The sequence below is a fragment of the Olivibacter sitiensis DSM 17696 genome (assembly GCF_000427965.1).
Classification (GTDB): Bacteria; Bacteroidota; Bacteroidia; order Sphingobacteriales; family Sphingobacteriaceae; genus Olivibacter; species Olivibacter sitiensis.
In genome coordinates this window covers 1-22,533 of the sequence record NZ_ATZA01000058.1, presented here as the reverse complement: position 1 = coordinate 22,533, position 22,533 = coordinate 1, and the positions used below count along the sequence as shown (strand labels likewise).

At 42.0% G+C, this 22,533-nt stretch carries 27 protein-coding genes; 11 read left to right on the top strand and 16 right to left on the bottom strand.

Features of this window, described 5'->3' with window-relative positions:
- Positions 1 to 201, bottom strand: a 201-nt coding sequence (locus A37S_RS0120440; RefSeq protein ID WP_028298591.1) for a DUF4372 domain-containing protein, incomplete at its 3' end; no start/stop codon positions are given.
- 306 nt (positions 202 to 507) lie between these two features.
- On the opposite strand from A37S_RS0120440, the gene A37S_RS0120435 reads away from it, so the two are divergent.
- From A37S_RS0120435 to A37S_RS0120415, 5 genes are all read left to right on the top strand, one after another.
- Complete coding sequence (locus A37S_RS0120435) at positions 508 to 1,269, top strand: MlaE family ABC transporter permease (protein ID WP_028298590.1); 762 nt, start codon at positions 508 to 510, stop codon at positions 1,267 to 1,269.
- 4 nt (positions 1,270 to 1,273) lie between these two features.
- The gene (locus A37S_RS0120430; RefSeq protein WP_028298589.1) at positions 1,274 to 2,053 is read left to right on the top strand and encodes an ABC transporter ATP-binding protein; all 780 of its coding nucleotides are present in this window, start codon (positions 1,274 to 1,276) and stop codon (positions 2,051 to 2,053) included.
- Between the two features lie 4 nt (positions 2,054 to 2,057).
- Entirely contained in the window at positions 2,058 to 3,062 is a 1,005-nt protein-coding gene (locus tag A37S_RS0120425; RefSeq protein ID WP_028298588.1) for an MlaD family protein, read from the top strand.
- Between the two features lie 61 nt (positions 3,063 to 3,123).
- Positions 3,124 to 3,432, top strand: coding sequence for a hypothetical protein (locus A37S_RS0120420; RefSeq protein WP_028298587.1), 309 nt, complete (start codon positions 3,124 to 3,126; stop codon positions 3,430 to 3,432).
- A 152-nt stretch (positions 3,433 to 3,584) separates the two neighbouring features.
- Positions 3,585 to 4,265 carry a DUF481 domain-containing protein gene (locus tag A37S_RS0120415; RefSeq protein WP_245586439.1) on the top strand — a complete coding sequence of 227 codons (681 nt, stop codon included), beginning with the start codon at positions 3,585 to 3,587 and terminating at the stop codon, positions 4,263 to 4,265.
- Positions 4,266 to 4,267: 2 nt separating this feature from the next.
- Here A37S_RS0120415 and A37S_RS0120410 read toward each other — a convergent pair whose 3' ends face one another.
- The 7 genes from A37S_RS0120410 to A37S_RS0120380 form a co-directional block, all read right to left on the bottom strand.
- Positions 4,268 to 4,501, bottom strand: a complete 234-nt coding sequence (locus tag A37S_RS0120410) for a hypothetical protein (protein WP_028298585.1) — start codon at positions 4,499 to 4,501, stop codon at positions 4,268 to 4,270.
- 48 nt (positions 4,502 to 4,549) lie between these two features.
- Complete coding sequence (locus A37S_RS25505) at positions 4,550 to 5,950, bottom strand: exonuclease domain-containing protein (RefSeq protein ID WP_051293352.1); 1,401 nt, start codon at positions 5,948 to 5,950, stop codon at positions 4,550 to 4,552.
- 264 nt (positions 5,951 to 6,214) lie between these two features.
- Positions 6,215 to 6,706, bottom strand: coding sequence for a SixA phosphatase family protein (locus A37S_RS0120400; protein WP_028298584.1), 492 nt, complete (start codon positions 6,704 to 6,706; stop codon positions 6,215 to 6,217).
- 117 nt (positions 6,707 to 6,823) lie between these two features.
- Positions 6,824 to 7,813: a glycosyltransferase family 9 protein gene (locus A37S_RS0120395; RefSeq protein ID WP_028298583.1), complete on the bottom strand. Its 990-nt coding sequence runs from the start codon at positions 7,811 to 7,813 to the stop codon at positions 6,824 to 6,826.
- Between the two features lie 291 nt (positions 7,814 to 8,104).
- Positions 8,105 to 8,548 carry a hypothetical protein gene (locus A37S_RS0120390; RefSeq protein WP_028298582.1) on the bottom strand — a complete coding sequence of 148 codons (444 nt, stop codon included), beginning with the start codon at positions 8,546 to 8,548 and terminating at the stop codon, positions 8,105 to 8,107.
- 234 nt (positions 8,549 to 8,782) lie between these two features.
- Positions 8,783 to 10,138: a RagB/SusD family nutrient uptake outer membrane protein gene (locus A37S_RS0120385; protein ID WP_028298581.1), complete on the bottom strand. Its 1,356-nt coding sequence runs from the start codon at positions 10,136 to 10,138 to the stop codon at positions 8,783 to 8,785.
- Between the two features lie 10 nt (positions 10,139 to 10,148).
- On the bottom strand, positions 10,149 to 13,166 hold the full coding sequence (locus tag A37S_RS0120380) for a SusC/RagA family TonB-linked outer membrane protein (RefSeq protein WP_028298580.1): 3,018 nt from the start codon (positions 13,164 to 13,166) through the stop codon (positions 10,149 to 10,151).
- 363 nt (positions 13,167 to 13,529) lie between these two features.
- Between A37S_RS0120380 and A37S_RS0120375 the strand changes: the two genes are divergently transcribed.
- From A37S_RS0120375 to A37S_RS0120350, 6 genes are all read left to right on the top strand, one after another.
- Positions 13,530 to 14,780 carry a site-specific integrase gene (locus tag A37S_RS0120375; protein ID WP_028298579.1) on the top strand — a complete coding sequence of 417 codons (1,251 nt, stop codon included), beginning with the start codon at positions 13,530 to 13,532 and terminating at the stop codon, positions 14,778 to 14,780.
- A gap of 579 nt (positions 14,781 to 15,359) precedes the next feature.
- Positions 15,360 to 16,433, top strand: a complete 1,074-nt coding sequence (locus A37S_RS0120370; RefSeq protein ID WP_028298578.1) for a DUF932 domain-containing protein — start codon at positions 15,360 to 15,362, stop codon at positions 16,431 to 16,433.
- A 51-nt stretch (positions 16,434 to 16,484) separates the two neighbouring features.
- Positions 16,485 to 16,892, top strand: a complete 408-nt coding sequence (locus tag A37S_RS0120365; RefSeq protein WP_028298577.1) for a hypothetical protein — start codon at positions 16,485 to 16,487, stop codon at positions 16,890 to 16,892.
- A gap of 2 nt (positions 16,893 to 16,894) precedes the next feature.
- Positions 16,895 to 17,389, top strand: coding sequence for a DUF1281 family ferredoxin-like fold protein (locus A37S_RS0120360; RefSeq protein WP_028298576.1), 495 nt, complete (start codon positions 16,895 to 16,897; stop codon positions 17,387 to 17,389).
- A gap of 4 nt (positions 17,390 to 17,393) precedes the next feature.
- Positions 17,394 to 17,831, top strand: a complete 438-nt coding sequence (locus A37S_RS0120355) for a hypothetical protein (RefSeq protein WP_028298575.1) — start codon at positions 17,394 to 17,396, stop codon at positions 17,829 to 17,831.
- A 15-nt stretch (positions 17,832 to 17,846) separates the two neighbouring features.
- Positions 17,847 to 18,179, top strand: coding sequence for a hypothetical protein (locus tag A37S_RS0120350; RefSeq protein WP_028298574.1), 333 nt, complete (start codon positions 17,847 to 17,849; stop codon positions 18,177 to 18,179).
- Positions 18,180 to 18,401: 222 nt separating this feature from the next.
- Here A37S_RS0120350 and A37S_RS0120345 read toward each other — a convergent pair whose 3' ends face one another.
- The 8 genes from A37S_RS0120345 to A37S_RS0120305 all read right to left on the bottom strand — a co-directional run.
- Positions 18,402 to 18,956, bottom strand: coding sequence for a sigma factor-like helix-turn-helix DNA-binding protein (locus tag A37S_RS0120345; RefSeq protein WP_028298573.1), 555 nt, complete (start codon positions 18,954 to 18,956; stop codon positions 18,402 to 18,404).
- A 39-nt stretch (positions 18,957 to 18,995) separates the two neighbouring features.
- Positions 18,996 to 19,445: a response regulator gene (locus tag A37S_RS25500; protein ID WP_051293351.1), complete on the bottom strand. Its 450-nt coding sequence runs from the start codon at positions 19,443 to 19,445 to the stop codon at positions 18,996 to 18,998.
- Positions 19,442 to 19,714, bottom strand: a complete 273-nt coding sequence (locus A37S_RS27595) for a hypothetical protein (RefSeq protein ID WP_028298572.1) — start codon at positions 19,712 to 19,714, stop codon at positions 19,442 to 19,444. The genes A37S_RS25500 and A37S_RS27595 overlap by 4 nt, the downstream gene beginning before the upstream one ends.
- Before the next feature lie 274 nt (positions 19,715 to 19,988).
- Positions 19,989 to 20,579 carry a helix-turn-helix domain-containing protein gene (locus A37S_RS28385; protein WP_425414415.1) on the bottom strand — a complete coding sequence of 197 codons (591 nt, stop codon included), beginning with the start codon at positions 20,577 to 20,579 and terminating at the stop codon, positions 19,989 to 19,991.
- Positions 20,580 to 20,754: 175 nt separating this feature from the next.
- Positions 20,755 to 21,030: a hypothetical protein gene (locus tag A37S_RS0120320; protein ID WP_028298570.1), complete on the bottom strand. Its 276-nt coding sequence runs from the start codon at positions 21,028 to 21,030 to the stop codon at positions 20,755 to 20,757.
- A 173-nt stretch (positions 21,031 to 21,203) separates the two neighbouring features.
- Complete coding sequence (locus A37S_RS0120315) at positions 21,204 to 21,653, bottom strand: DUF3872 domain-containing protein (RefSeq protein ID WP_028298569.1); 450 nt, start codon at positions 21,651 to 21,653, stop codon at positions 21,204 to 21,206.
- A 12-nt stretch (positions 21,654 to 21,665) separates the two neighbouring features.
- A complete protein-coding gene (locus A37S_RS0120310) occupies positions 21,666 to 22,226 on the bottom strand; it encodes a conjugal transfer protein TraO (RefSeq protein ID WP_028298568.1) in 561 nt (186 codons plus the stop codon).
- Positions 22,227 to 22,258: 32 nt separating this feature from the next.
- The coding region (locus tag A37S_RS0120305; protein WP_028298567.1) for a transposase at positions 22,259 to 22,533 on the bottom strand (275 nt) is incomplete at its 5' end.

Below are 22,533 nucleotides of genomic sequence, written 5' to 3'. Positions count from 1 at the left end.
GATCTCGCCCATAGAATCACATCGGCTGAATATTCCGAACAGCATCGTCATGAGTTGTGTCCATGAATCAAAGGTCTTGTAATAGCGGTCAGACCGGTGCTTGCTCACAAGCATCTCAAATTTGTTCCTTGGAATAAAACCTAATAATTGTTTGAAGATTGGCTGACCGACTAATTTCTTTTCTGTATTTTTATCACTCATATTTTTAGTTTGTCGTAAAACCAAAATATGAAAAAAGGAGCTTGCCAGATATGGCAGCTCCTTAAATTATTTTTTGTCGGTCAGTAGTGATATTTTTTAAGAAAACAATAATAGCACAATAGACGTTCAAAGCAAAATACTAAACCTGATTCGGAGCGCTCGTGGTTTATCATTTGAATATCATAGAGTGATAAATAGCATCCATTTTTGGAAGATTGAACATTTATTACAAGATAAAATTTATTTTTGCAAAAAATAGGTCATTTATTTGATTCATTGGCTTCAGATAAATAACTTTTAGAGCTAATGTTTAAGAAAATAGAGAATACGTTAATTACGCTGAGTAAGGTCCATGAGTTCATCATGCAGTTTTTTCGAGAACTACTTATTCCTCCATATGAGTTCAAAGAATTTGTTAGGCAATGCTATGAAATTGGTGTCAAGTCCTTGCCATTGATTTCTCTGACAGGTTTTATCATCGGCATCGTGTTTACGAACCAGTCGCGTCCATCTCTGGAAGATTTTGGTGCCACTTCTATGCTGCCTTCGGCCATTGCCATTGCCATTGTGAGGGCATTGGCCCCATTGGTGACCGCTTTGATTGCGTCTGGGAAAGTAGGATCAAACATTGGCGCGGAGCTGGGCTCCATGCGGGTGACCGAGCAGATAGATGCCATGGAGGTGTCCGGGATCAATCCGTTTAAATACCTCGTGGTGACGCGTGTGCTCGCTTGTACATTGATGATTCCCGTGCTAAGCTGTTATACTGGATTTGTGGGGCTTATAGGTTCAGGACTGAACGTGTACCAGCATGAGCAGGTGAGTTTTATCAGCTTTTTTGACCAAGTGTTCAATACGATTTCTTTCCTGGATATCAATCAGGCCTTGGTAAAAGCTGCTATTTTTGGATTTACGATCGGTGTTGTGGGATGTTATCAGGGCTACAATTCCATGAAAGGGACAGAAGGCGTGGGAAAAGCGGCCAATGCCGCCGTGGTGCTGTCCATGTTCCTGATATTTATTGAGGAACAGTTGGTAGTGATGGTAGTACAGAGCATTAGAGGCTAGGCAGATGGAGAAAAAGCAAATAACACCCATAAACTACGACAATCCAGTCATTGACATAAAAGACTTGTACAAGTCTTTTGGCGACATGCATATACTGCGTGGTGTTGACCTGGCATTGTTTCAGGGGGAGAACCTGGTAGTGCTGGGCAGGTCGGGTACCGGAAAATCCGTTCTGATCAAAATTATCAGTGGCTTGTTGTCGAAAGACAGCGGAAAAGTGATAGTCTTAGGTGAAGATATGGGCAATTTGTCAAAACGCGAACTTACCGCCTTGCGCTTGCGGGTTGGTTTTTCCTTCCAAAACAGTGCGCTTTACGATAGCATGACGGTGCGTGAGAACTTGGAATTTCCGCTCATTCGCAATAAGCGGTACCTAAGTAGGGCGGAAATAGACTATGAGGTGCAAGAGGTACTATCGGCCGTGGGGCTTATGCAAGCTATTGATCAAATGCCATCGGAGCTTTCTGGTGGTCAGCGTAAGCGTATAGGCATTGCCCGTACATTGATATTGAAGCCCGAGATTATGTTGTACGATGAGCCCACTGCAGGCTTGGATCCCATTACCTGTACGGAAATCAATGGCTTGATTAATGAGGTGCAGCAACAGTATAAAACTTCGTCCATCATCATTACCCACGACTTGACGTGTGCACGGGAAGTCGGCGATCGCATCGTGATGCTGCTGGACGGTAAGTTTGAACAACAAGGGCGCTTTGAGGATATTTTCGATAAGCCGAAAGATCCTCGGGTACAAGCCTTCTATGATTATAATTTTGTAGATTAGATTTATGAGTAATACAAATTCGGAAAGAAAAAGAGGAATAATCGTTGGTTTATTCACACTATTGGGAATCGTGTTTTTTGTCATGGCCATTTTCTTGCTGGGTGGCAATCAAAAGAGATTTTCCAAGACTATAGCACTGAAAACCATATTTGAAAATGCTGGGGGACTTAAGGTCGGTAATAACGTTTTCTTCTCTGGAGTTAAAATTGGTACGATCAAGAAGATAAAACTCAATAACAAGTCGCAGGTAGAGGTAGACTTCATAATAGATGATGATTCGCGTCAGTACATCAGAAAAGATGCGACCGTAAAGATAGGTTCCGAAGGCTTTATTGGCAATAAAACCCTGGTCATAGAGGGCGGAGCCGATGGTGTGGCCTTGGTAGAAAACAATGACCTGCTGCAGTCCGTTGAGGCTTTCGATACGGAAAAAATGATGACCACCCTGCAAACGAACAATGAAAACATGGTGGCAGTGACAGGGGATATGAAGGAAATCAGCAAAAAGATTGTTGCTGGCGAAGGCACGGTAGGCGCTTTCTTGTCTGATTCTTTGATGGCTATGCAGTTTAGGGCCGTTATGGCTAGCCTTACTCGTACTGCTGCCAATACCGAAAGGGTTACCCAGTCGCTCAATGCCTTTACCAACAAGCTGAATACGCAAGGTTCCTTGGCCAATGAACTGCTTACCGATACGACGGTATACAGCAGCTTGAAAAGCTCCGCAGCACAATTGCAGGGCATCACGCAGACTACGGCAGCATTGGTACAGAATATAGAGCAGGCATCTGGTAAAATCAACAGCAAGGACAATACTTTGGGAGTGCTGCTTAATGATGAGGAGATGGCCGAGCAAATGAAAAAGACCATGGAAAACCTGCAGCAAAGCAGCGCCAAGCTGGACCAGAACATGGAAGCCTTGCAGCATAATTTCCTTTTCCGGGGCTATTTCAAGAAGCAGGCTAAGGAGGCAGAGAAAGCAGCCAAGGAGGCAGAGAAAAATCAATAAAAAGGGCTATACTTTTGTTGCCAATTTTTTTAACTTCGTGAGTTAACTCCCGAGTCGAAAAATGAGCTTAAAACAACGATGGCTATTGGCCCTGATCTTTTTGGTCTTACAGACCATTGTCAGCTATTTCTATATAAATATTGGCGGTGTAGACGATATTTGGACCTATCTGGCATGGGGTGCTTCGGCTTTTGTCGCTATATTGCTTATCAATTTTCTGTTCAGCCTATTTTTCACTTCCATTGCCGCTCTGGTACCCAAAAAAGACACCCGATATCGTCTGCGTTTCAAAATGCTATTTCCTTACATGATTTGCGTATCTAGTGTTATTGTCAGCATGCTGTTGGTGCTTACTGACTATATAGATTGAGGAAAATCTATTCCATAAGTTTGCATAATTTTCAAGTATATGCCAACATTAATAGGCTCGCGCCGTTTTATGGAAAGCGACCGTTTGACACATACGTTGTGATGAGATATTTTTTGCTTATTTTAATTGTTTTCTTGCTTCCATCAGTAGCGATGGCACAATTTGGTGATAGTACACATTATCTGGTTTCTTATACCTCTACCGGTTCCATTAACAAAGCGGATGGCAACAGTGCGTATCTGCTGAACAATGGACTGCGGTTCAATGTCAAGAAAAACAGCATCGTGCTCAATTTTAATAACAATTGGCTCTATGGTAAGCAGAACGAAGCCTTAACGAACAATGATTATTCTACATCGCTGGACTTCAACTTGTACAAAACCTTTCCAAACTTCTTTTACTGGGGCTTGGCTAATTACAATACCAGCTATTCCCTCAATATCAACAATCAATTGCTGGCAGGTGCTGGAGTAGCCTATAACTTTTGGGATGCGCCCAATGCCTACCTCAATATAAGCGATGGGTTGCTCTACGATGCCAGCGACCTCACCTTGTCCGATGGGGTAGAGCAGCGCTATAGTACCATCAGGAATTCCTTTCGCTTGCAATTTCGGTTTGTCATAAGAAACTTCATCGTGCTGAACGGCTCCAATTTCTTTCAGCATTCCTTAAGGGATGGGGAAGACTACAACATCCGTATGAACAACCAACTGGAGTTTAAGCTGAACCAATGGCTAAGCCTAACGGCGACGAGCAATTACAACCGCATCAACAGGACACAAAAAGAAAATCTGTTGCTGAGCTATGGACTTAAGTTCGAGCGGTATTTTTGAGCTTAGCCTTGGCCTGCCAACGTAGCGATGATTTCTTTTCCGAGTGCATTTACCTCCTCATCTGCCTCAAAGCGGGGAAGTTCTGTCTCTGGATCCAGTTTTATCCAGCTGTTTTCGCTGTCCTTTTGGATCTTTATGTATTCAATGCCATCCTTGTAAATGGCAAATATATCGTCTTCTTCCGGGAAGATGGCATAGTCTATCCCTTTATATTCCACGTCAAACGGTTCTTTCATAATTAAAATTTTCTCCAAAAATAAAGCCAATCCGTCAATCCATCAATACTAAGTTGAAATAGGTAAGTACTGGTAGTGACTAATCTTATGTTTGGTCTTTTCGATGGGAATTACATGATGTGGGTATTCCTTGGCATACTTTACCAATATACGCATGATGTAATCGGTTCCGTTATAAGGGGTTAACAATGACTTGATGGCGCTTGGCTCTGTTGCTTGTTGTAGTGCTTCGTAATAGCCCATACCGAATAGTTGGCCCTGTTCTACCCAGATGCAGCTTTGTTCGTGGTCATTCCTGCCTTTGTCGATAATCGCAAAGCTGGGAAGTTTGTCTTCCAATGATTGGATGGCTTGCTTGACGCGTAGGTTGTAGCTTACTGTACTCAGCTCTTTCCGACAGGCGCATCCATTGGCCGCTGCACACGTTTGCTGTAGGAAGTTCATCTTTGGACACAGATTGAATTCCTGACATAGCCACTTTAATAATTCGGTACCTTCGGACAGCCTGTTGAACATCCATAGTTTTGCCTGATTCTTTTTGTAATGATCGACCACCATTCGCTGATAGCCGTTTTGATCAGTAAAGGTATATAAGCCAAATTTGGGTTCATATTGTTTTATGGCCCTATTGTACAGTGGCCATAAGCGTTTGATTTCCGTAGCTTCAAGTACGATGGCCATGAGCTCCGTGCCGCAAACGGTATGGTCTATGGAATGGATGTGCTTTAGGAATTGCTGGCGTTGTGCATTGGTTTTGAGTCCACTGAAATGGGATAGCACTCTTTTTTTGATGTTTTTTGCTTTGCCTACATAGATGACTTTAGCACTTTTATCCTTGAAATAATAAACTCCTGGGCATTGGGGCAATGCTTCTACCTCTTCTCTATTGAGGTGTGCGGGCAACGCTTGCTCCTTGGAGTTCTTTTTGAGCATTTGCGCAATATGTCCCTCCACATCGTTCTCGAGCAATCTGGAAAATAGGCATACTGTTGCCTTTGCATCGCCCATGGCACGGTGTGCATTGCTGTGTGCGATGCCAAGTGTCCGACATAGGCGCCCTAAGCTGTAGGAAGGATGACCAGGAAATACCTTTCTGCTCATGCGCACGGTGCATAGCTTGGTCGCATTGTATTCGTAGCCGGCCTCTTTTAGTTGGTGCTTGACGAAGGAATAATCGAAGTTGACATTATGTGCTACAAAAACACGATCGTTGAGTATGTTGAATACCTGCGCTGCGATATCTATAAAAGTGGGGCTTTGAGCGACCATTTCATCGTGGATGCCGGTCAGTGCTGTGATGTGCAGTGGGATAGGCTGCAATGGATTGATCAGGCTTTCGAAGGAATCGATGATTTGTTTGCCGTCATGTATGACAATGGCAATCTCGGTCATCCCGTTTCCCGCTGGATGTCCCCCTGTGGTTTCGATGTCTACTATAGCATATTCCATCTTAAGACAAAGATATGCTATTTTTTTTAGGTTTTTTTATTTTGGGCGCAAACCAAATTGTCGCAAGGCAGTACACACGAAGCTGCAAGCTTCTTTTTATTGATTGGCCCAAGCTAGGCCACCACCCTTTCCGTCCCTAAAGCTTGAGCCAGTATTCGTAGGAGAACTGGCGCGAGTTTTGGCATAATGGCCTTGTGCAATGGGCTAACTCGTGCCTATTATAGATCCTAGCTTGGTAAAAGCGACAAATTGAAATGCACTCTTTTACTTGTTCTTAGGATAGTCAATCCATTTGATGTTACCCGATCCTTGGCTTATTTCTTGCCAATTGTCTACGTCAAAATGAAGGTGCACTATGCCGCAAGTAGGGAAGGCAAAACTATTGTCGCCTGATAGATAACTGTTGATGACCGAAATGCCGGGATTGTGACCTATAATGGCTATACGGTCATATTGGTTGTCAAAATCATTAATAACCATCAATAGGGTTTCGTAATGCGCTTCATAGATATGCGCATCTTCTATCACCTTATCTTCCTGTAAAGCTAATTTATCTACGAAGTATGCCGCTGTTTCTTTAGTCCGCAAGGCATTGCTCGTAATGATGAGCTGCGGTAATATGCCGTACTCCTTTAACCTTTTGGCCATTACGGGAGCATCTCTATTGCCGCGATAATTGAGCGGACGCTCTACATCGGTGAGATCAAAACTCCAGTCGGACTTTGCGTGCCTTATTAAAAATAGTTCTTTAGACATATTAAAAAGTCAAAATTAAAAAAAGGATATTTGAATACTTATATAAAACGAACCACTCAACAAAAAAGCTAAATATACGCTCAACAATCGTGCCTTACATCATGTCTTCCATAGTGATTAGTAAGTGTTGATAAACTGGACGATTGGCACTTCGTCTATTTTCCACATACAATTGAAATGTCCCTTTGGACATTTGGATAGACCAAATTTTGAGCAAGGCCTGCAAGGTAGGTTTACGCCCGATTCCAAGGAATGATCTATTTCATACGCTTTTACACCAAGTAGTTCTGGTACCGTACTTCCCCATACGGACACAATGGGTTTGTTGAATGCTTCTGCTATATGTGTCAGTCCTGTATCGAAGCCAATTACTGCGGCACTTTTGGAAACGAGAAAAACCGATTCGTCCAAGGAGGTGATGCCGCAAGCATTGTACAGCTTGGCCGAGCTGCTTTTCATGATCTCCTCGGCGTTGTGTGCAACGTCTTTCCCTCCGAGTAGTACAATGGGGCGATTCAGTTGATTGCAAATGGAAATAACCTTGGCATTGGGCATCCGTTTGGTAAAATGCATGGCCCCGATGACGAATGCAACATAGCCGTCCTGAAAGGTAGGGGGGAGCAGCGAAGCCAATTGGTATTGGTGTTTAATGAAATAGTCGATGGGCTTGTGGTCATTTTTTACCTCCAACGGGGCCACTGCCTTAAAATAGCGGTCGACTAAGTGCACAGGCGGAACCAGGTTTTTCCTTAACTTCAGGCTCAGCCATTTTAGGATCCGCTGCTTATCGTAAGTGGTGGAAGGGATACCTGTCCTTAACTTGATAATGCTCGTGCGTAGGTTATTGTGTAAATCTACTATATGATCGTACTGTTCACTCTTAATTTCCTTTATGGTTTGAGCTAGGGAAGGCTTTAACAACAACAACTTGTCGAGATAGGGATTGTTGTCGTACAAATACTTGAACGCTGGTTTGGTTAGGAAATGAATTTCGGCGTCTGGTAACTGTTGCTTTAGGCAACGTACTATGGGAGTGGTGTAAATAATATCGCCCATGGAACTAAAGCGGATAACCAATATTTTCCTTTTTGCCCGCGCTGCTGTCATGGAGGCAAAGATAGTGGTTTGTCTTAGGACTTGGTATGGCAATATGGTAGAAGTTGCACGACAAAAAACCTATTTGAACAAAAAAGCGTCATCCGCCGGTAGTCGGACACGGTTGCGATGAATGTAATGAAGAAGCAACCGAACGAAGTGAGCTCATGAATGCCATTGAAAACAGCTAATTAGGAATAATCTGCTTTTTTGTTCGCCCAGACTGCTTCGCTGTTCCAACTCGCAGTGACGGCCTACTGTAGGCTGAAATTTGTCGTGCACCCCATGACAAGAGTTTTCTGTTCAATCCCTGAACTTCAATGTCTCCAATGCGGCCAAAAACAGGCGTTGATTCTGTGTGTTTAAGTTAATGCCGCTCATTTGAAATTTGTCAACATCATTTGTTCCTAACTTTTCAAAATAAACACCGGTAGTTCCTTGCCCCGCAACTTTAGGTTTTACTATTTTCGCTTCCTTATTGTCAATCGTTTTCGTGGTAATGTCATGGCTGGTAGTATTGACATTAAGGTTGTCGGCGTATGCCCCCAAGTCAAATGAAATGCTTTCCTGCTCACCTATTGCTATTTGTCCCACGTAGGAGTCATATCCCTGTATTTGCTGTTGGCTCCATGCGGCAGGAACTTGTATGGTAAATCGTTCGAAGTCCAGTGTTTTTTCCAGTTCGATATCATTACTGCAAGAAATGGAGGTAAGGATTAAAATGGCGATGTATGCGGTACGGTTCATATACTTCTATCCTTTGTTTGACCTTAATAGGAGCTGCAATTCAAATATAGGCATTATTTGTCATTCGCTACAAAAGAAAAGGTTTTTGTTTGCATCTGTGTGTATGGCTAGCTACATCCAATTTTTTTGTTTTCAATTGGCCGCAGCTCGAATTTCTGGTATATATGAAAAGAATAAGGCTACCCAATCTTGGATAGCCTTGCTTTTGTGTGTTTGTTTATGAGTTATTATAGCCTAGCTGCCATATCCTGGGTTTTGCTCTAGCAAGGGGTTAACGTCCATTTCACGTTGTGGAATGGGGAATACGAGACTTTCACTGTTGGCAGGGACATTTCCGACTGCTCTGCCTGTTCGTTTGTAGTCATGAATCAAAAAACCTTCAAAAGCTAGTTCTAACCTTCTCTCCAATATGACATCGTCGATCGTAACGCTCGATTTTAAAGACGCGTTTGCCCGACCTCTAATGGCATTTATGTCAGCTAGCGGCGTGCCGCCGGTTTGAGAACCCAGTCTAAGATTGCTTTCAGCCCTGATCAGGTACATTTCCGCCAATCTAAGTACAGTAACATTGGCAAATTGATTTGTATATTTTGCTGTAAGTCTTCTGTTGGCGTAATTGGCACTTGTATAAAGGAAGGAGCTTCTGACGTCAGTTTCGGAATCAAATAAATTGATGAAGCCGGCTTGGATGTGAATATCACCACCTCGTCCGCCGTTGTCCTGATCGGCATACAGCGTAATTAGGCTGTTGGATCCCGCTTGTGAGCTGACTTGGAAAGCAAACAGATCTTCTGTTGAGTTGGTGTTGTTATTGAACGCTGCGGCATAAGTAGACGTGAGTTGCGCATCGCTATTTTCTATAACATCGTTCGCTGAGGCGAGGGCAGCGGCATAATCGCCCTGTTGGAGGTAAACCCTAGCAAGCAAGGCTTGTGCGGCAAATTTTGAGGCATAGATGCCATTATCTGACGGCAGTAATGTGTAGGCATCGTTCAGGTCGAGCAAAACTTGCGCGTACACTTCAGATACGGAGTTTCTTCCTGCAGTCAGGTCCCCGCTGTAATCAAGCACACCGGCTAATATCAAAGGAACGCCCAATTGACTATTTCCTCCACCTGCTCCGTATTGGCTTCCGAAATTTCGAACTAGTTCAAAGTAGGATAATGCCCTGAGGAATTTCGCTTCCCCGAGTACGCGATTCCTTTCGTCTTCATCCACCACGTCGATATGGTCAATCACCAAGTTGGCTATGTTGATGGTATAATACGCGTTTAGCCAAATCCCTTCCACGTAGGTGTTGTTTACAAGGATAGCCTTGTTAAATATCTCTCCGAATGCGGTCCAAGTACCATTCCATGCTATTTCGTTGGTACTTCCGTACAGTTCGGAGGCTACCTGAAGGTAACCTCCGAACAGGCCAGATCTACCAGCTCGTTCGTAACCTCCGTTCAATAAGTTCTGTATATTGGCTGAACTAGACAACGCAACCTCTGTGTCGAGGTTCTGTAAAGGTTTTATGTCCAACTTGCTTTCGCATGCCGTAAGACTGGCCAATAACAGGGAGACAAAATATATGCTTATCTTTTTCATGTTCTGTATTTTAAAAAGTGACATTAATCCCGAATGAATATGTTTTCGCAGCTGGTGCTGAATAGAAGTCTATACCTCTGGCTGCTTGGCTAGCACCAGCATCACTCCTAGCTTCTGGATCATATCCGCTATAATTTGTAATTGTAATTAGGTTGAAGCCAGAGGCATAAACCCTTGCGTTACTTACCCCGATTTTCTGGGTAAATGATTTTGGCAGTGTGTATCCCAAATTGATATTTCTGAGACGGATGAAGTCTGCTTTTTCCAGATAGCGTGTGGAATGCTGCGCACCGTTGTTGAGATATAGCCTGGCTTGTGGAACATCTGTGATATCTCCTGGGTTTTGCCATCTCCTTAATTGATCTTTCGTTTGGTTGTCTTCGTAAATCATATTGGCAGACTGATATACACCACCTCCGTTATATATGCTGGCACCCCATTCGCCTTGAAAGGTGAAACTGAAGTCTATATCCTTGTACCTAATGGTATTGGTAATGCCTCCAATCCAATTGGGGATAGGCGATCCAGCAATAATTCTATTGGCCGCATTGGCGTTGGCAGTCCGCTCTTTGTTCAATGAGCCATCCTCGTTAACGGAATTGACATAATATTCCCCATCTCCATTGTCGGGATTTACACCTGCGTATTCCAATATATAGAATGCATAGATGGGATTGCCCTCTCTTAAAATATTTCGTCCGTCAATTACGTCATCTCCATTAGGCAGTTCTGTTATCTTGTTTTTATTGTTGGCCAAGTTGAAATTGGTATTCCAAGAGAATCCCTCTTTGTTGATGTTTTTAGAGGTTAAAGCAAATTCAATACCTTTGTTTTCAACTATGCCTAAATTCTTCGTGATAGAAGATAAGCCGGAGGTATAGGGAAGTAATTGGTTGAACAACAGCCCGTCGGATTTTTTAGTGTAATAACTAACTTCACCGGTCAGACGATCGCTTAAAAGTCCAAATTCCAATCCAATGTCTGATTGAATAATGCTTTCCCATGTTAATATAGGGTTTGCTGCTTGGCTAGGGGCTAGGCCTGGAGTTTGGTTATACGCTGCCCCCGTGAATAGGCCAAGAGAAGCGAAATCGCCTATTTCAGCATTTCCTGTTTTTCCCCAACTGCCTTTTAGTTTTAAAAAGGACAGTGTTTGGGAATCCTTAAGGAAAGATTCTTCCGATACTATCCATCCGGCAGAAAACGCAGGGAAAAAGCCGTATCGATTGTCAGTGCCAAATCTGGACGAACCGTCACGCCTGATACTTGCTTTCAAAAGGTATCTATCATAAAGGGAGTAGGTGGCTCTGGCAAAATAGGACAGAAAGTTGTTTTGTGTCACCGTACCGTCTGCAGCTGTAATTTCTGCCGCACTTCTCAAGGTAATGAGGTCATCCGAAGGAAATTCTATGCCCGTGGCATCTTGGAAGCGTCGTTTCCTGTCGTTGAATTCCATACCGGCAACAACATCTAAATCATGTATTTCAGCAAAGGTTTTATTGAAAGACAAATAGTTGCTGAATATATATGATTCTGTACCTACGCTCGATGCATAGCTTTCACCATTAGTGGATTGGAAGGGAGCCTGACTGCCAACAAATTGATCTTCGGTTTGGTAAAACAGATCGTATCCAAAGTCCGAATTAAATTTCAGGTTAGGTAAGAAACGATATTCTGCAAATGCCTTGCCTGTCACCCTTCTTATCATGGTGTTATAGAAAGCATGCTTGTCTTGTAATAGATAGTTCGCATACAAAGTGTTGGGATTTGGCTCCCCGTCTTCCAAATAAGCTGGGGATATGGGAGCCTGGGCAATGGATTGCAGCGGTGTAGTAAACGCATTGTCGTTAGAAACGCGGTTGATACCAGTTCTAGAAAAACTCAAGTTTGCTCCTGCTGTAAATTTTGAAGATAATTCATGCGAGACGTTTATTCTTGATGAAATGCGATCCAAATCATTGCTCCTTATGATGCCATCTGTTTTGTTGTAGGCACCAGAGAAAAAGTACTTTGTCTTTTGATTGCCTCCCGACAGGGAAAGATCAAAATCGGTAATCCTGCCGTTTTGAAAAGCTAGATCTTGCCAGTCCGTATTCACTTCCCTATTCCTCCAATCTGTACCTACGGCAAGCCAGTCAAATGTCTCTTCGGCGATATCTGTGCCATCTTCAAGTCCATATCTGTTGATGGCAGCTTCGGTGAAAAGTTCGATATATTCATCGGCATTGAGCCATTCCCTTAATCTGGTAGGGCTGCTGAATCCTTGGGATACATTGGCATTTAGTACGTTGCGTCCTTCTTTGCCCGATTTTGTAGTGATAATGATAACGCCGTTCGCGCCCCTAGAGCCGTATATGGCGGTGGCCGCAGCATCTTTTAAGATGTCTATGGATTCTATCTCGCTAGGGCTCAGAGTCAAAAGAGGGTTGGTGGGAGCGGTATAATTGGATTCATTTTGGTTTATTAGTGGCATCCCGTCCAATACATATAAAGGATCCGATCCAGCCGATATACTGGAAACACCGCGAACACGTATCGTCATGCCACTTTCCACTTTACCGTTAGTTTGCATGACCTGTACCCCAGCAGCTTTGCCGGATAAAAGACTCTGAAAACTAGGAGAAGGAACGTCAGCCATGTCCGAAGCAGTGATCCTAGCGATGTTATCGGTAGACTTTCTTCTTATCTGAGTTCCGTATCCCACAACCAATACTTCATCAAGTCTGTTCTCTTCATCGTTCTCTAAGCTTACTTCCAAAAAGTTACCGGTGATCGTTGCTTCTTTCCTAACATATCCCAAGTACTGAAAAACAAGGCGCGTAGCCGATTCAGGCACTTTGAGTGAAAAATTGCCGTTGCTGTCTGTTGTGGTGCCAATGGTAGTGCCTGGAAGGAGCACGCTAACACCAGGCAAGGTGGTGCCATCTGTTGCGCTAACTTTTCCACTGACGGTCTTTTCTTGGGAAAAGGCATTTCCTGTATAGAAAATGCCAATCCACATCAAGATAAAAAGTAGTTTTCTTTTCATAAACGTGTTTGTTTTGTTGATGATTTAAGTGTATTTTGACAAAAATGTATTTTTTGTTTCTATTTTACAAGAAATTATTTTTTATTTTTCGTTTTTTATGTAAAAAAGATTAGTAAAAAGCAAAAATAAGCAAAACGGATAAAACCGTTGCTATACAAGGCTTTATAAAAGTTGTAGTCTAAATTCGGAAGTCGGTGTCTGATAGGTTTTGGGCTTAAAATGACAAGGTTAGGTTACTAATTCGTTACCGATTTACAGAAGTAACGGTATAGCTTAACCGATTATATTTCAGTCTTTTGCACCTCTTTCTACGTTTCCTTGTAACTCAATGTAATTTAATTTTAAACATTAAACATTTGAGTTATGGAGCAGACAAAAAAATCGACGTTCAAACTGCTTTTCTATCTGAAAAAGAACGAACTGAAAAAGAACGGTAATGCACCAATTATGGCACGTATTACCATCGACGGAACGCCTAAAACTTTCGGAACAAAGTTAGAAATAAACCCGAATAACTGGGATTTAAAGTACGGAAGAGTTGAGGGCAAGAGTGCCCAGGCATTGAGCATTAATAAAAAACTGGATAACATTCGCGGGCGTATCGACAAGATTTATGAAGATATGCTGAAGCACGACGGATTTGCCACCGCCCAAAAAGTAAAGCAGTCGTTTTTGGGTGTGGGTGTAATGGATGATGCAATCCTAAAAGTCTTTAACGACCAAAATGAGGATTTTAAAAAATTGGTCGAAAAGGAAGAACGCTCACAAAGCACCTATAACAAGTATATCACGGTTTACAATCATCTTACCACGTTTATAAAAGAACGCTATCATCGTGATGATATGGCTTTTCGGGAATTGACTTCCGACTTTATTCGTGAGTTTGATTTTTACCTCCGGTACGATTTACAATCTACACATAATACGGTTTGGGTTTATACGATGCCTGTATTAGCCCTTGCGGAACTGGCTATTAAAAAAGGCTTGATACGTGATAATCCTTTTCAGGACTACGAAATTAATATGGAAGAAACCGACCGGGGTTATATTCTGAAAGAGGATGTAGAAAAGTTGATGATGTTCGTACCGCCACACCCACGATATGAATTGGTAAAAGACCTTTTTATTTTCAGTTGCTTTACCGGGCTTGCTTACGCTGATATTAAAAAACTGACAAGGAATAATATTCAATCTTTCTTTGACGGTCATCAATGGATTATCAGCAGGAGGAAGAAATCGGATATTGCTTCTAATGTTCGGTTATTGGAAATTCCCAAACGTATCATTGAGAAATATCAGGGTACTACAAGGAATGAATTTATTTTTCCGGTTCCGACCAATGCTACTTGCAACACGCACGTTGGCAAATTGATTGAAAAAGCCGAAATTATTACGGAGCAAAAGGTAACTTTTCATACGGCAAGGCATACTTTCGGAACAATGTTTTTGACCGAGGGCGTACCGCTTGAAAGCCTTAGCAAAATGATGGGACATAAAAATATCTCGACCACACAGATTTATGCTAAAATCACAAGCCAAAAAATAAGTAGGGATATGGATTTAGTTACACCAAAATTCAAGGCAATGGAAGAAGCATTTTTGGCAGCTATATGAATAGCTTTTACTTAATCACAATGAGCAGAACTTAACAGTTCTGCTTTTTTTGTACCTATACTTTTGTGTAGGTAAAGCACATTTACTTTCTCTACTAAATCCAACGCTCTAAAAGAGCTTATTACCTACTTCAGAAATAGAAAATTGAAAAACGAAATCTTTCTATAACCCTCCTTGCAATTCCCTTTTTCAAATCTCTATTACAGGCTATCAAAGCCTGAATATTATCCCACACAAAAAAATATTAGAATAGAATTTTCCACAATCAACCGGTAAAAAGGCAGCTAAGTTATAGCGGGCAGCCACCGCACACGCCCAACCAAAAGACTACGGCATAATGGCAAGGCAAAATGATGGCTTCGCCGAGTGCTGTGTGTTCCCTTGCCACCCTCCGGGACTTATTCCGTTTCCTTTTGTTTTTCGCTGTTGCCCGCTTGGATTATCTGCTTTCTTTTTTCCGGTTTTTCTTTTGGAAAAATTTATGTGAAGCGAAGCGGAGCAGACCACAACGGGAGGCGGGAAACGAGAAAAGTGAACGAGTAATTAAAAATTTTTTTCAAACATCAAAATTTTAGCATTATGGCACACAACATCAATTTCAACGAGCAAACAGGACGTCATTCATTCTTTAGCGTTCAGCAAAAAGCGTGGCACGGTTTGGGGCAAATCGTAGAGCAGTACCCAACAAGCGAAGAAGCAATAGTACACGCAGGTTTAGATTATAAGGTAATCAAATCCCCACTGTTTACACAGGGCAGAACAATGAGCATCGGCGACAGCGGAGAGCTGATAGAGGCTAACGACATTTTAGTACCTAACAGTTTCGCCACACTTCGCACCGATACCAATACCCCACTGGGCGTAGTAGGTAAAGACTACCATATCGTACAAAACCGTGAGGCGTTTAATTTCTTTGATGCTATTGTAGGCGGAGGCGACGGCATATTGTACGAAACCGCAGGAGCATTGGGCAACGGGGAGCGCATCTTTATTACTGCCAAGCTGCCCGACTATATCCGAGTAGGTAACGGCGACGACGTAACAGAAAAGTACATTTTCCTAACCACAAGCCACGACGGTAGCGGAAGTATTACCGCAGCGTTTACCCCTATCCGTATCGTATGCCAAAACACCCTGAACGCATCATTGCGGAGTATGACCAACGTAGTGCGTATCAAACACACGTCAGGAGCAAAAAAACGCCTTGAAAACGCTCATAAGGTTATGGGGCTTGCCAACACCCTAAGCAACCAGTTAGAGAACATTTTTAACGACTGGGCTAAAGTAAGGGTAACAGACCGAGAAGTAAAAAAGCTAATCCAGTTGGCACTATGCCCGAACAAGGAAACGCTTAACCTGCTCAAAAAAGGTGCGGAAGACGAAGTTTCCACCGTGTTCAAAAACACCGTAAATGATGCCTTTGAATACGCTATGATAAGCGATACCCAACAAATGGTAACTACCAAAGGTACATTATTCGGGGCTTACAATGCCGTTACGGGCTACTTTCAGAATGTACGCAATTACAGGGATGGCGAAGCCAAACTACAATCCATCGTAATGGGCGGTACAGCACAGCTAAAGACCCAAAAAGCCTTTGAACTGTGTACGGACTTTGCCTATTCAGGCGCAGAGATTTTCAACTTCAATTAATCATCAAAGGCGACTGCCTGCAAAGGTGGTCGCCTATTAAAAACAAAAGATATGAAAGCATTACATAAAATGGATAATCTGGACAAAGCAGGCTTGCTGTGCAAGATGTTTCCCGAAGAACTGGAGAACCTGCAAAACGCAATAAAAAAGCAATGCGACTACTTTCTCCGAAATGAAACCGCCTTTCGTGAGGGATGGTATCAAAAAGGATTTTTTACTGCCGAATTTTGGTACAGGCTTGTGCAGAATGCGCAAAAAGGGATAGACAAAAACGAACCACTTTGGAAACGCCCGAACTGGTTTACAGACCATTTTTTCGACGGACACAATTCAATATTCGCTATCCACTGCCTTATTGAGTACACAGACAAAGAGCAATGCAATCCGCAATTAAAACTGGCTATACACCTGCTTTTCGGGAGCGACAAATTTTTACAGATAACCTTAAACGATAAATAATTATGGCTAACTGGTGCAACAATACGATTGTTTTTGAGGGAGCAGAAGAAGCAATCGAACAGATAACACAGCTATTTAAAACAATGGCTGAAAGAGAGCAAAAAGAAAATTGCGGGCAACTGCCCGAATTTGTACAGGACACGAACGGAGATTATTTCTTCGGCATCAGTCAGGACAATGAATGCGGGGGTGTATTCCAGTACGAAACAAAATGGTCGTCAAATACGGAAGCCGTTAAACAAATAGCCGAACATTTTAAAGTGAACTTTACCCACGAGTATGAGGAATTGGGTTGCTTAGTGTATGGTAAGGCAACATTTGAAAACGGTACACTAACAGATACCTGCTTAGATAGCCAAGACTTTGATAGCTACGAATTAGAAGAGGAAACAGACACCTACCATTTTGAGGGCAAGGAGTATGACAGCGAATGGGAAATACTCGAAACCTTGTTAGAGCGCAAAATCGAAAATCAGTTAAACATCATTAAAATTTAAGACAATGAAACTATCAGATAAAACAACAGCACATATTTTGGTTAAAGCCAACACCAATAGCGAGTGGGATAATTGCGAGTTTGCAATTATCAACCTATCCGAAGAATGGAAACAAGAACAGGCAAAACGGCTTGCACTGGTTAAGCCGTTAGAGGGCAATTCTTATTTCTGCTCAATGAACTACTATGATACTGCGGTAGATTTTTACAGGACAGGCGAACACGATAACCCGAACATTGAAGAACTGCTTAACGGCAAAGAATGGGTATTTGTGGAGCTTACCGAACAGGAGCAGGAAACGTTTACCGTACCTGAAAACCGACTGGACTGTTACAGGCTTGTATTGCGGGCAAACGGTACAGGCTACTATACAGCATACGGCAAGCACACGAGCGAGGAATTTTGGACGGAAGAATTTTTATTGACCCAGTTAATTGCTTAATCAAATTTCACAACTATGACACGTTCAAATCTTCATATTAAATTAAGCAACGGCAAATCCCTGATTTGCGTTGCGGACAGCAGTAGCGCACCTGAACAGGGCTATATCGTTGAAAGGCTTTTTTTACCCTTGTTATCCCTTGATAACAGCGAGCGGGAACTCGAAATGCTTAATGAGCATTGCACAATGGATGAAAGGCGGATAAACGCAGACTACCGTTATTTAATAGACCTTACCACCAAAGAAGTAAAGTTTTTTGAGGAGCATTACAGCTATACAAAGGACACTTTCAGAAAAGGTAAGGATATAACGGAACGTTACGACGAGTATTTAAAAACGATTAACTAATAACAGCCGCCTGACTTAAAAAGTTGGGCGGCAAAAAGACAGATCCTCCCGATGGTCGGGACTGTCTTTTTGCATCAAAGCGGAACAATCCCCTTTGCCAAAATGTACCCTCCCCAATTCCATTTCCCACATTTTATCAAACAGGTTGCGGCGTTATTGCGTGGGATATTTGTTATCCCAATGTTAGTTTTGGCAATGACTTCTTTTCGCTCACAGGAACCCTTATAATTTCTTACTCCAATCACGATAGCTATCGAATAACTCTTCAAGATGTTTAAATTCGATAAACGCTTTGAGTTCCTTTTTACAAACCGTTTTGAAGCCTCTAAAATTTTGATATTCCTGTAATGGCATAGCAACTAAATCCCCTATGGTATGAATATCTAATGATACCAACATATTCAATAGTCTTTTACTAAAAGGGAAAGCACTGTCTATCAATTTCTTTTCCAATACCTCTGCGTTGGCAGCTTCATTCAACATTCGCAATTCGCTGTACTCATTCCTGCAATCTGCCCTTAACTTATCCCTATGCTGTTTATAATAATCAATCTCTTGAAAGAGTTCGGCAATAGATTTTACTTTGTTATAAGCGTCCCTGTATATCTGCCTAATCCTTTCACGGGTCAGGTTATAATCGTTTGCCAGTTCAATTATCGGTTTTTTGTTGACCAACATTTGATATACGATTTCGTACTCCTTTTCCGTGAGTACCTTTCTCGACATATCTATGTAAAATTTATTGGTACGGTCAATGAGGCTTTTTACTTCTTCCATTTTCCATAGGTGTATTATAGTTAAATGCGTATCTCAATATTATTGCGGAAACTGCCGATAATATTCTTTTGCTATTTCACAGACACCTGCGCTGAAATAACGACCACCGCCGTGCATTACCTTTATGGCTTCTTTGAGTTCTTCCGGGTCTGCGCCTTTCAGCATATATCCTTTTGCCCCGCAACTAAGCATTTTCACTACATCCTGCACTTCATCGTTTACGCTGAACGCCAAGATGTTTGTCTGCGGGTATTTTTCAACCAATGCTTTAGTGGTATCAAATCCATTCATTACGGGCATATTTACATCAACAATCATTACATCGGGAACAACTTCGCTTTTCGCCATTTTTTCCATTGCCGCTTTGCCGTTTTCTGCATCAAATACAATTTCAAAACTATTATCATCCCGTATAAAATCACAGATGCCCTTTCTTAGTAAATCGTGGTCATCAATAAACGCTATTTTAATTATTTGCTCTTTACTCATTTCCTCTTTTTGATAAGGTTAAAAAATCCGTTTGCAGGTTTAGATGAATTAGCCGTTTTATTCGTGTGAGATATGCCGTCGTTAACCGCAATATCCCTGACATTAAAACGCCTAAGCCATTCTTTAAAATGTGCTATTTCGTTAGGTTTAAAACGTACTATTTCCCCGTTTTTTAGAGATATGATAAAAACATCAATGCACAGAGAGAATGCTGACAGATGCGATGCAGGGTAGTCAAATTCGGGGTAAAATATATCATTGCTTTCCATAGCCTTAATGTTTTAGGTTGTGGAAGCCTGCGCAAAAAAAAGAGCGTAGGCTAACTACACTTACCGCACATTGAGGCACTGGTATGCCCGACAACGAATAAGCGAGCGCCCACGCCTTTTGACGTGAGCGTTCTTACTTATTATGTCCCGTTGTCTAAAAATTACCAGTTTTCAATGTGGGACTTAAAGCAAAAACACTTTAAGTATTTTCTATATTTTCAACAGCAAAGATACTAAACTCGTATCTTTTTGAGTGCATATAATACAAAAAAGATTACAGTCTGCTTGTTTTTTGGGAAATATAATTTTGCTCCAGTATGGTCAGAATATCGCTTTCCTTGTAAATAATCTTACCACCTATTTGTATATACGGCAAAATATTATCATCACGGTATTGCTGCAAAGTCCGCTTGCTGATATGGAGCAGCTTGCACACATCTTCGCCCGACAGGTATATTTCTCCGTTCATTACAGGACGGTAATTTTTCAATATGCTTTCAATACGGCTGCGTAGCTGTGTAATCATTTCCTTGTGGGCGATAATTTCCTCATTGTCATTCGTGAATAAATCCATTTTCGGCAGTATTGTACGGCTGTCGGCTTCGAGCAAAGCCTGTACATCCGAGCGTTTATAATAGTTCTTGCGGTTCAGCTTGGAATAAGGCAACAAGCCTTTGTCCTTATAGGTCTGTAAAGTCCTTTTGGTAATGTTCATCATTAAACATACTTCCTGGTTATCGAGCCATTGCTCTTCCTTAAAAATGGGTGTGTATTTCTGCGTGGCATTTTCCGTCAATTCCAAAAGTGCTTTTAGCTCATTTTTCATTCCATCCAGTGCGGATTTTTGTATTGCGATAACTTCCATTATTTGCTCAATTTTGCTGTGAAAGTCGAATTTATAAAGGCTTAACGCAGCGTTGGGGAATGTTGCAGGGTTTGGCTTTGAAAGGCAGTATTTGGCAGTTTACTTTTTGCCCCCAAATAAAAAATCGGATAACGTTTAGGCTATCCGATTTGCTTTAAAACTGTATGTGTAATAATTATCTGCGTTGGGCAGGTTGTTCGGTATTTACCGCTGCTTTTTCCTTTTTCTCACGGGAGTAAACCCATAGCGATAACAGCCCAATTATAATCAGCGCATAAGCTACCCATTTACCAACCCTTTCAATCAGTTTAATAAAAACCGAACTTTCATAAGAGGAAAAGCCCTCTGCTCCCATAGGGCTGCGCCTGTAAAACTTTCTTCTGTTAATCCAATAACGAAGTGCCAAGCCTGCAACCAAAAAAATTATTCCTATAACCAATGATGAAACCATATCCTCACATTTTGAATTTCACAGTATAAATTTAAGAAATATTGATGAGCCAGTAAAATGCACGTAGCCAATACGCTGTAAATAGAAAGCGGCTTACCATTGAGATAAGCCGCTTTCGTTGTTTATGGAAATAATAAGTTATTCAGCGTTTGTTGCAATTTATAAAATGTTGCTTAATCAGCGTTGTTGAACTGAAAACTTATTTGCTTTTCATTTCCAAAGCTGTCCGAAATCCAAACAACAAAGGACTGCGATACGGCAGACGTTGAAGTGTAGTACAGGCGGAACTGCTCCGTAGGCAACTGGTACAGGTCATTGGGCAGGTACGGCGGTTCATCATAGTACCGCAATGTGCCTTGCCCATCAAACTGAAAGTAGCGCAGGAAATACTGCGTATTGCTGTAATTGCCAGTACGCTGAATGGTAATGCGTATTTCTACCGTCTGCCCGTTGACAACATCTTTAGGCACTGGCATTACATTTACCTCGAAAGGAAAATCGTTCTGTATTTCGAGTTCATCATCTTTGCTGCAAGATACCAACGTAACCGAAGCTGTGAGGATTGTCAGGAATACATATAGTGGCAGTAGCCCCGTTCTGAATTTATTGAATATTGCTATCATCGTTTTTACGTTTTAAAAGTTAAACCTTAATCCCACACCTGCCGACGGTCGGAACTGTTGTAAATCTGTACCCCAAAGCATTTTTGTACGCCCTTGCAGGACAAGCACAAAACGGTCGGATAGGTACGTTTCAAAAGTGAGGCGACCGCCTGCGCCGTAAATGAAATTATCCCCACTCAATATCTTCGCCCCGTCGTACAACATTGTTTCGCCCCGGTTGATGGTTTCGTAACCGACCACACCCGTTACGGCGAAATTCAGCGTGATATTTTTCCGGGCATCGCCCAATAAAAAGAAGCTGTAACCTCCCTCTGCGGAATAGGTTTCCTGCGGGATGCGCAGGTCTTTGTAATCGTGGTATTGGTGGGTATATTCAAACGCCCAAAGCTGATAATTGCCATTTTTACCGTTTACGGTCATTGCTGCGCTGATGTAATAATCGTTGCCGATTTTATCATCGGACATTACACCCGCACTTATTTCCAATCCTTTCTGTTTTGGCAGCATTCGTTGCGCCTGTGCAGCCGTAATACCAATTAAAACAAGCATCACGGTATAGATATACTTTTTCATATTATTGCTTTAAAGGGTTACTGATTCTCCGTTTACGCACCTGTTATATTTGCAATGACCATTCTGTCAAACAGTTTGTCTCCGAAATACCGTCTATTGAGCTTATAAATGAACTCGTTGAGGTAGAGCTGGAGGTACTTCCTTTTGATTTTATGGTAGTTGCCCAGCAATGTCCGTTTTGCATTGCTGATAGCGATATGTACCCATTTGAGCGTTTCCTTGGTGGTTTTGGCGTCCGATTTCTCGGTGACGTGCAATTCAACCAGCTCGGAGATGTCGACGTAAGAGGTGCTTTTGTCCGAAAAGA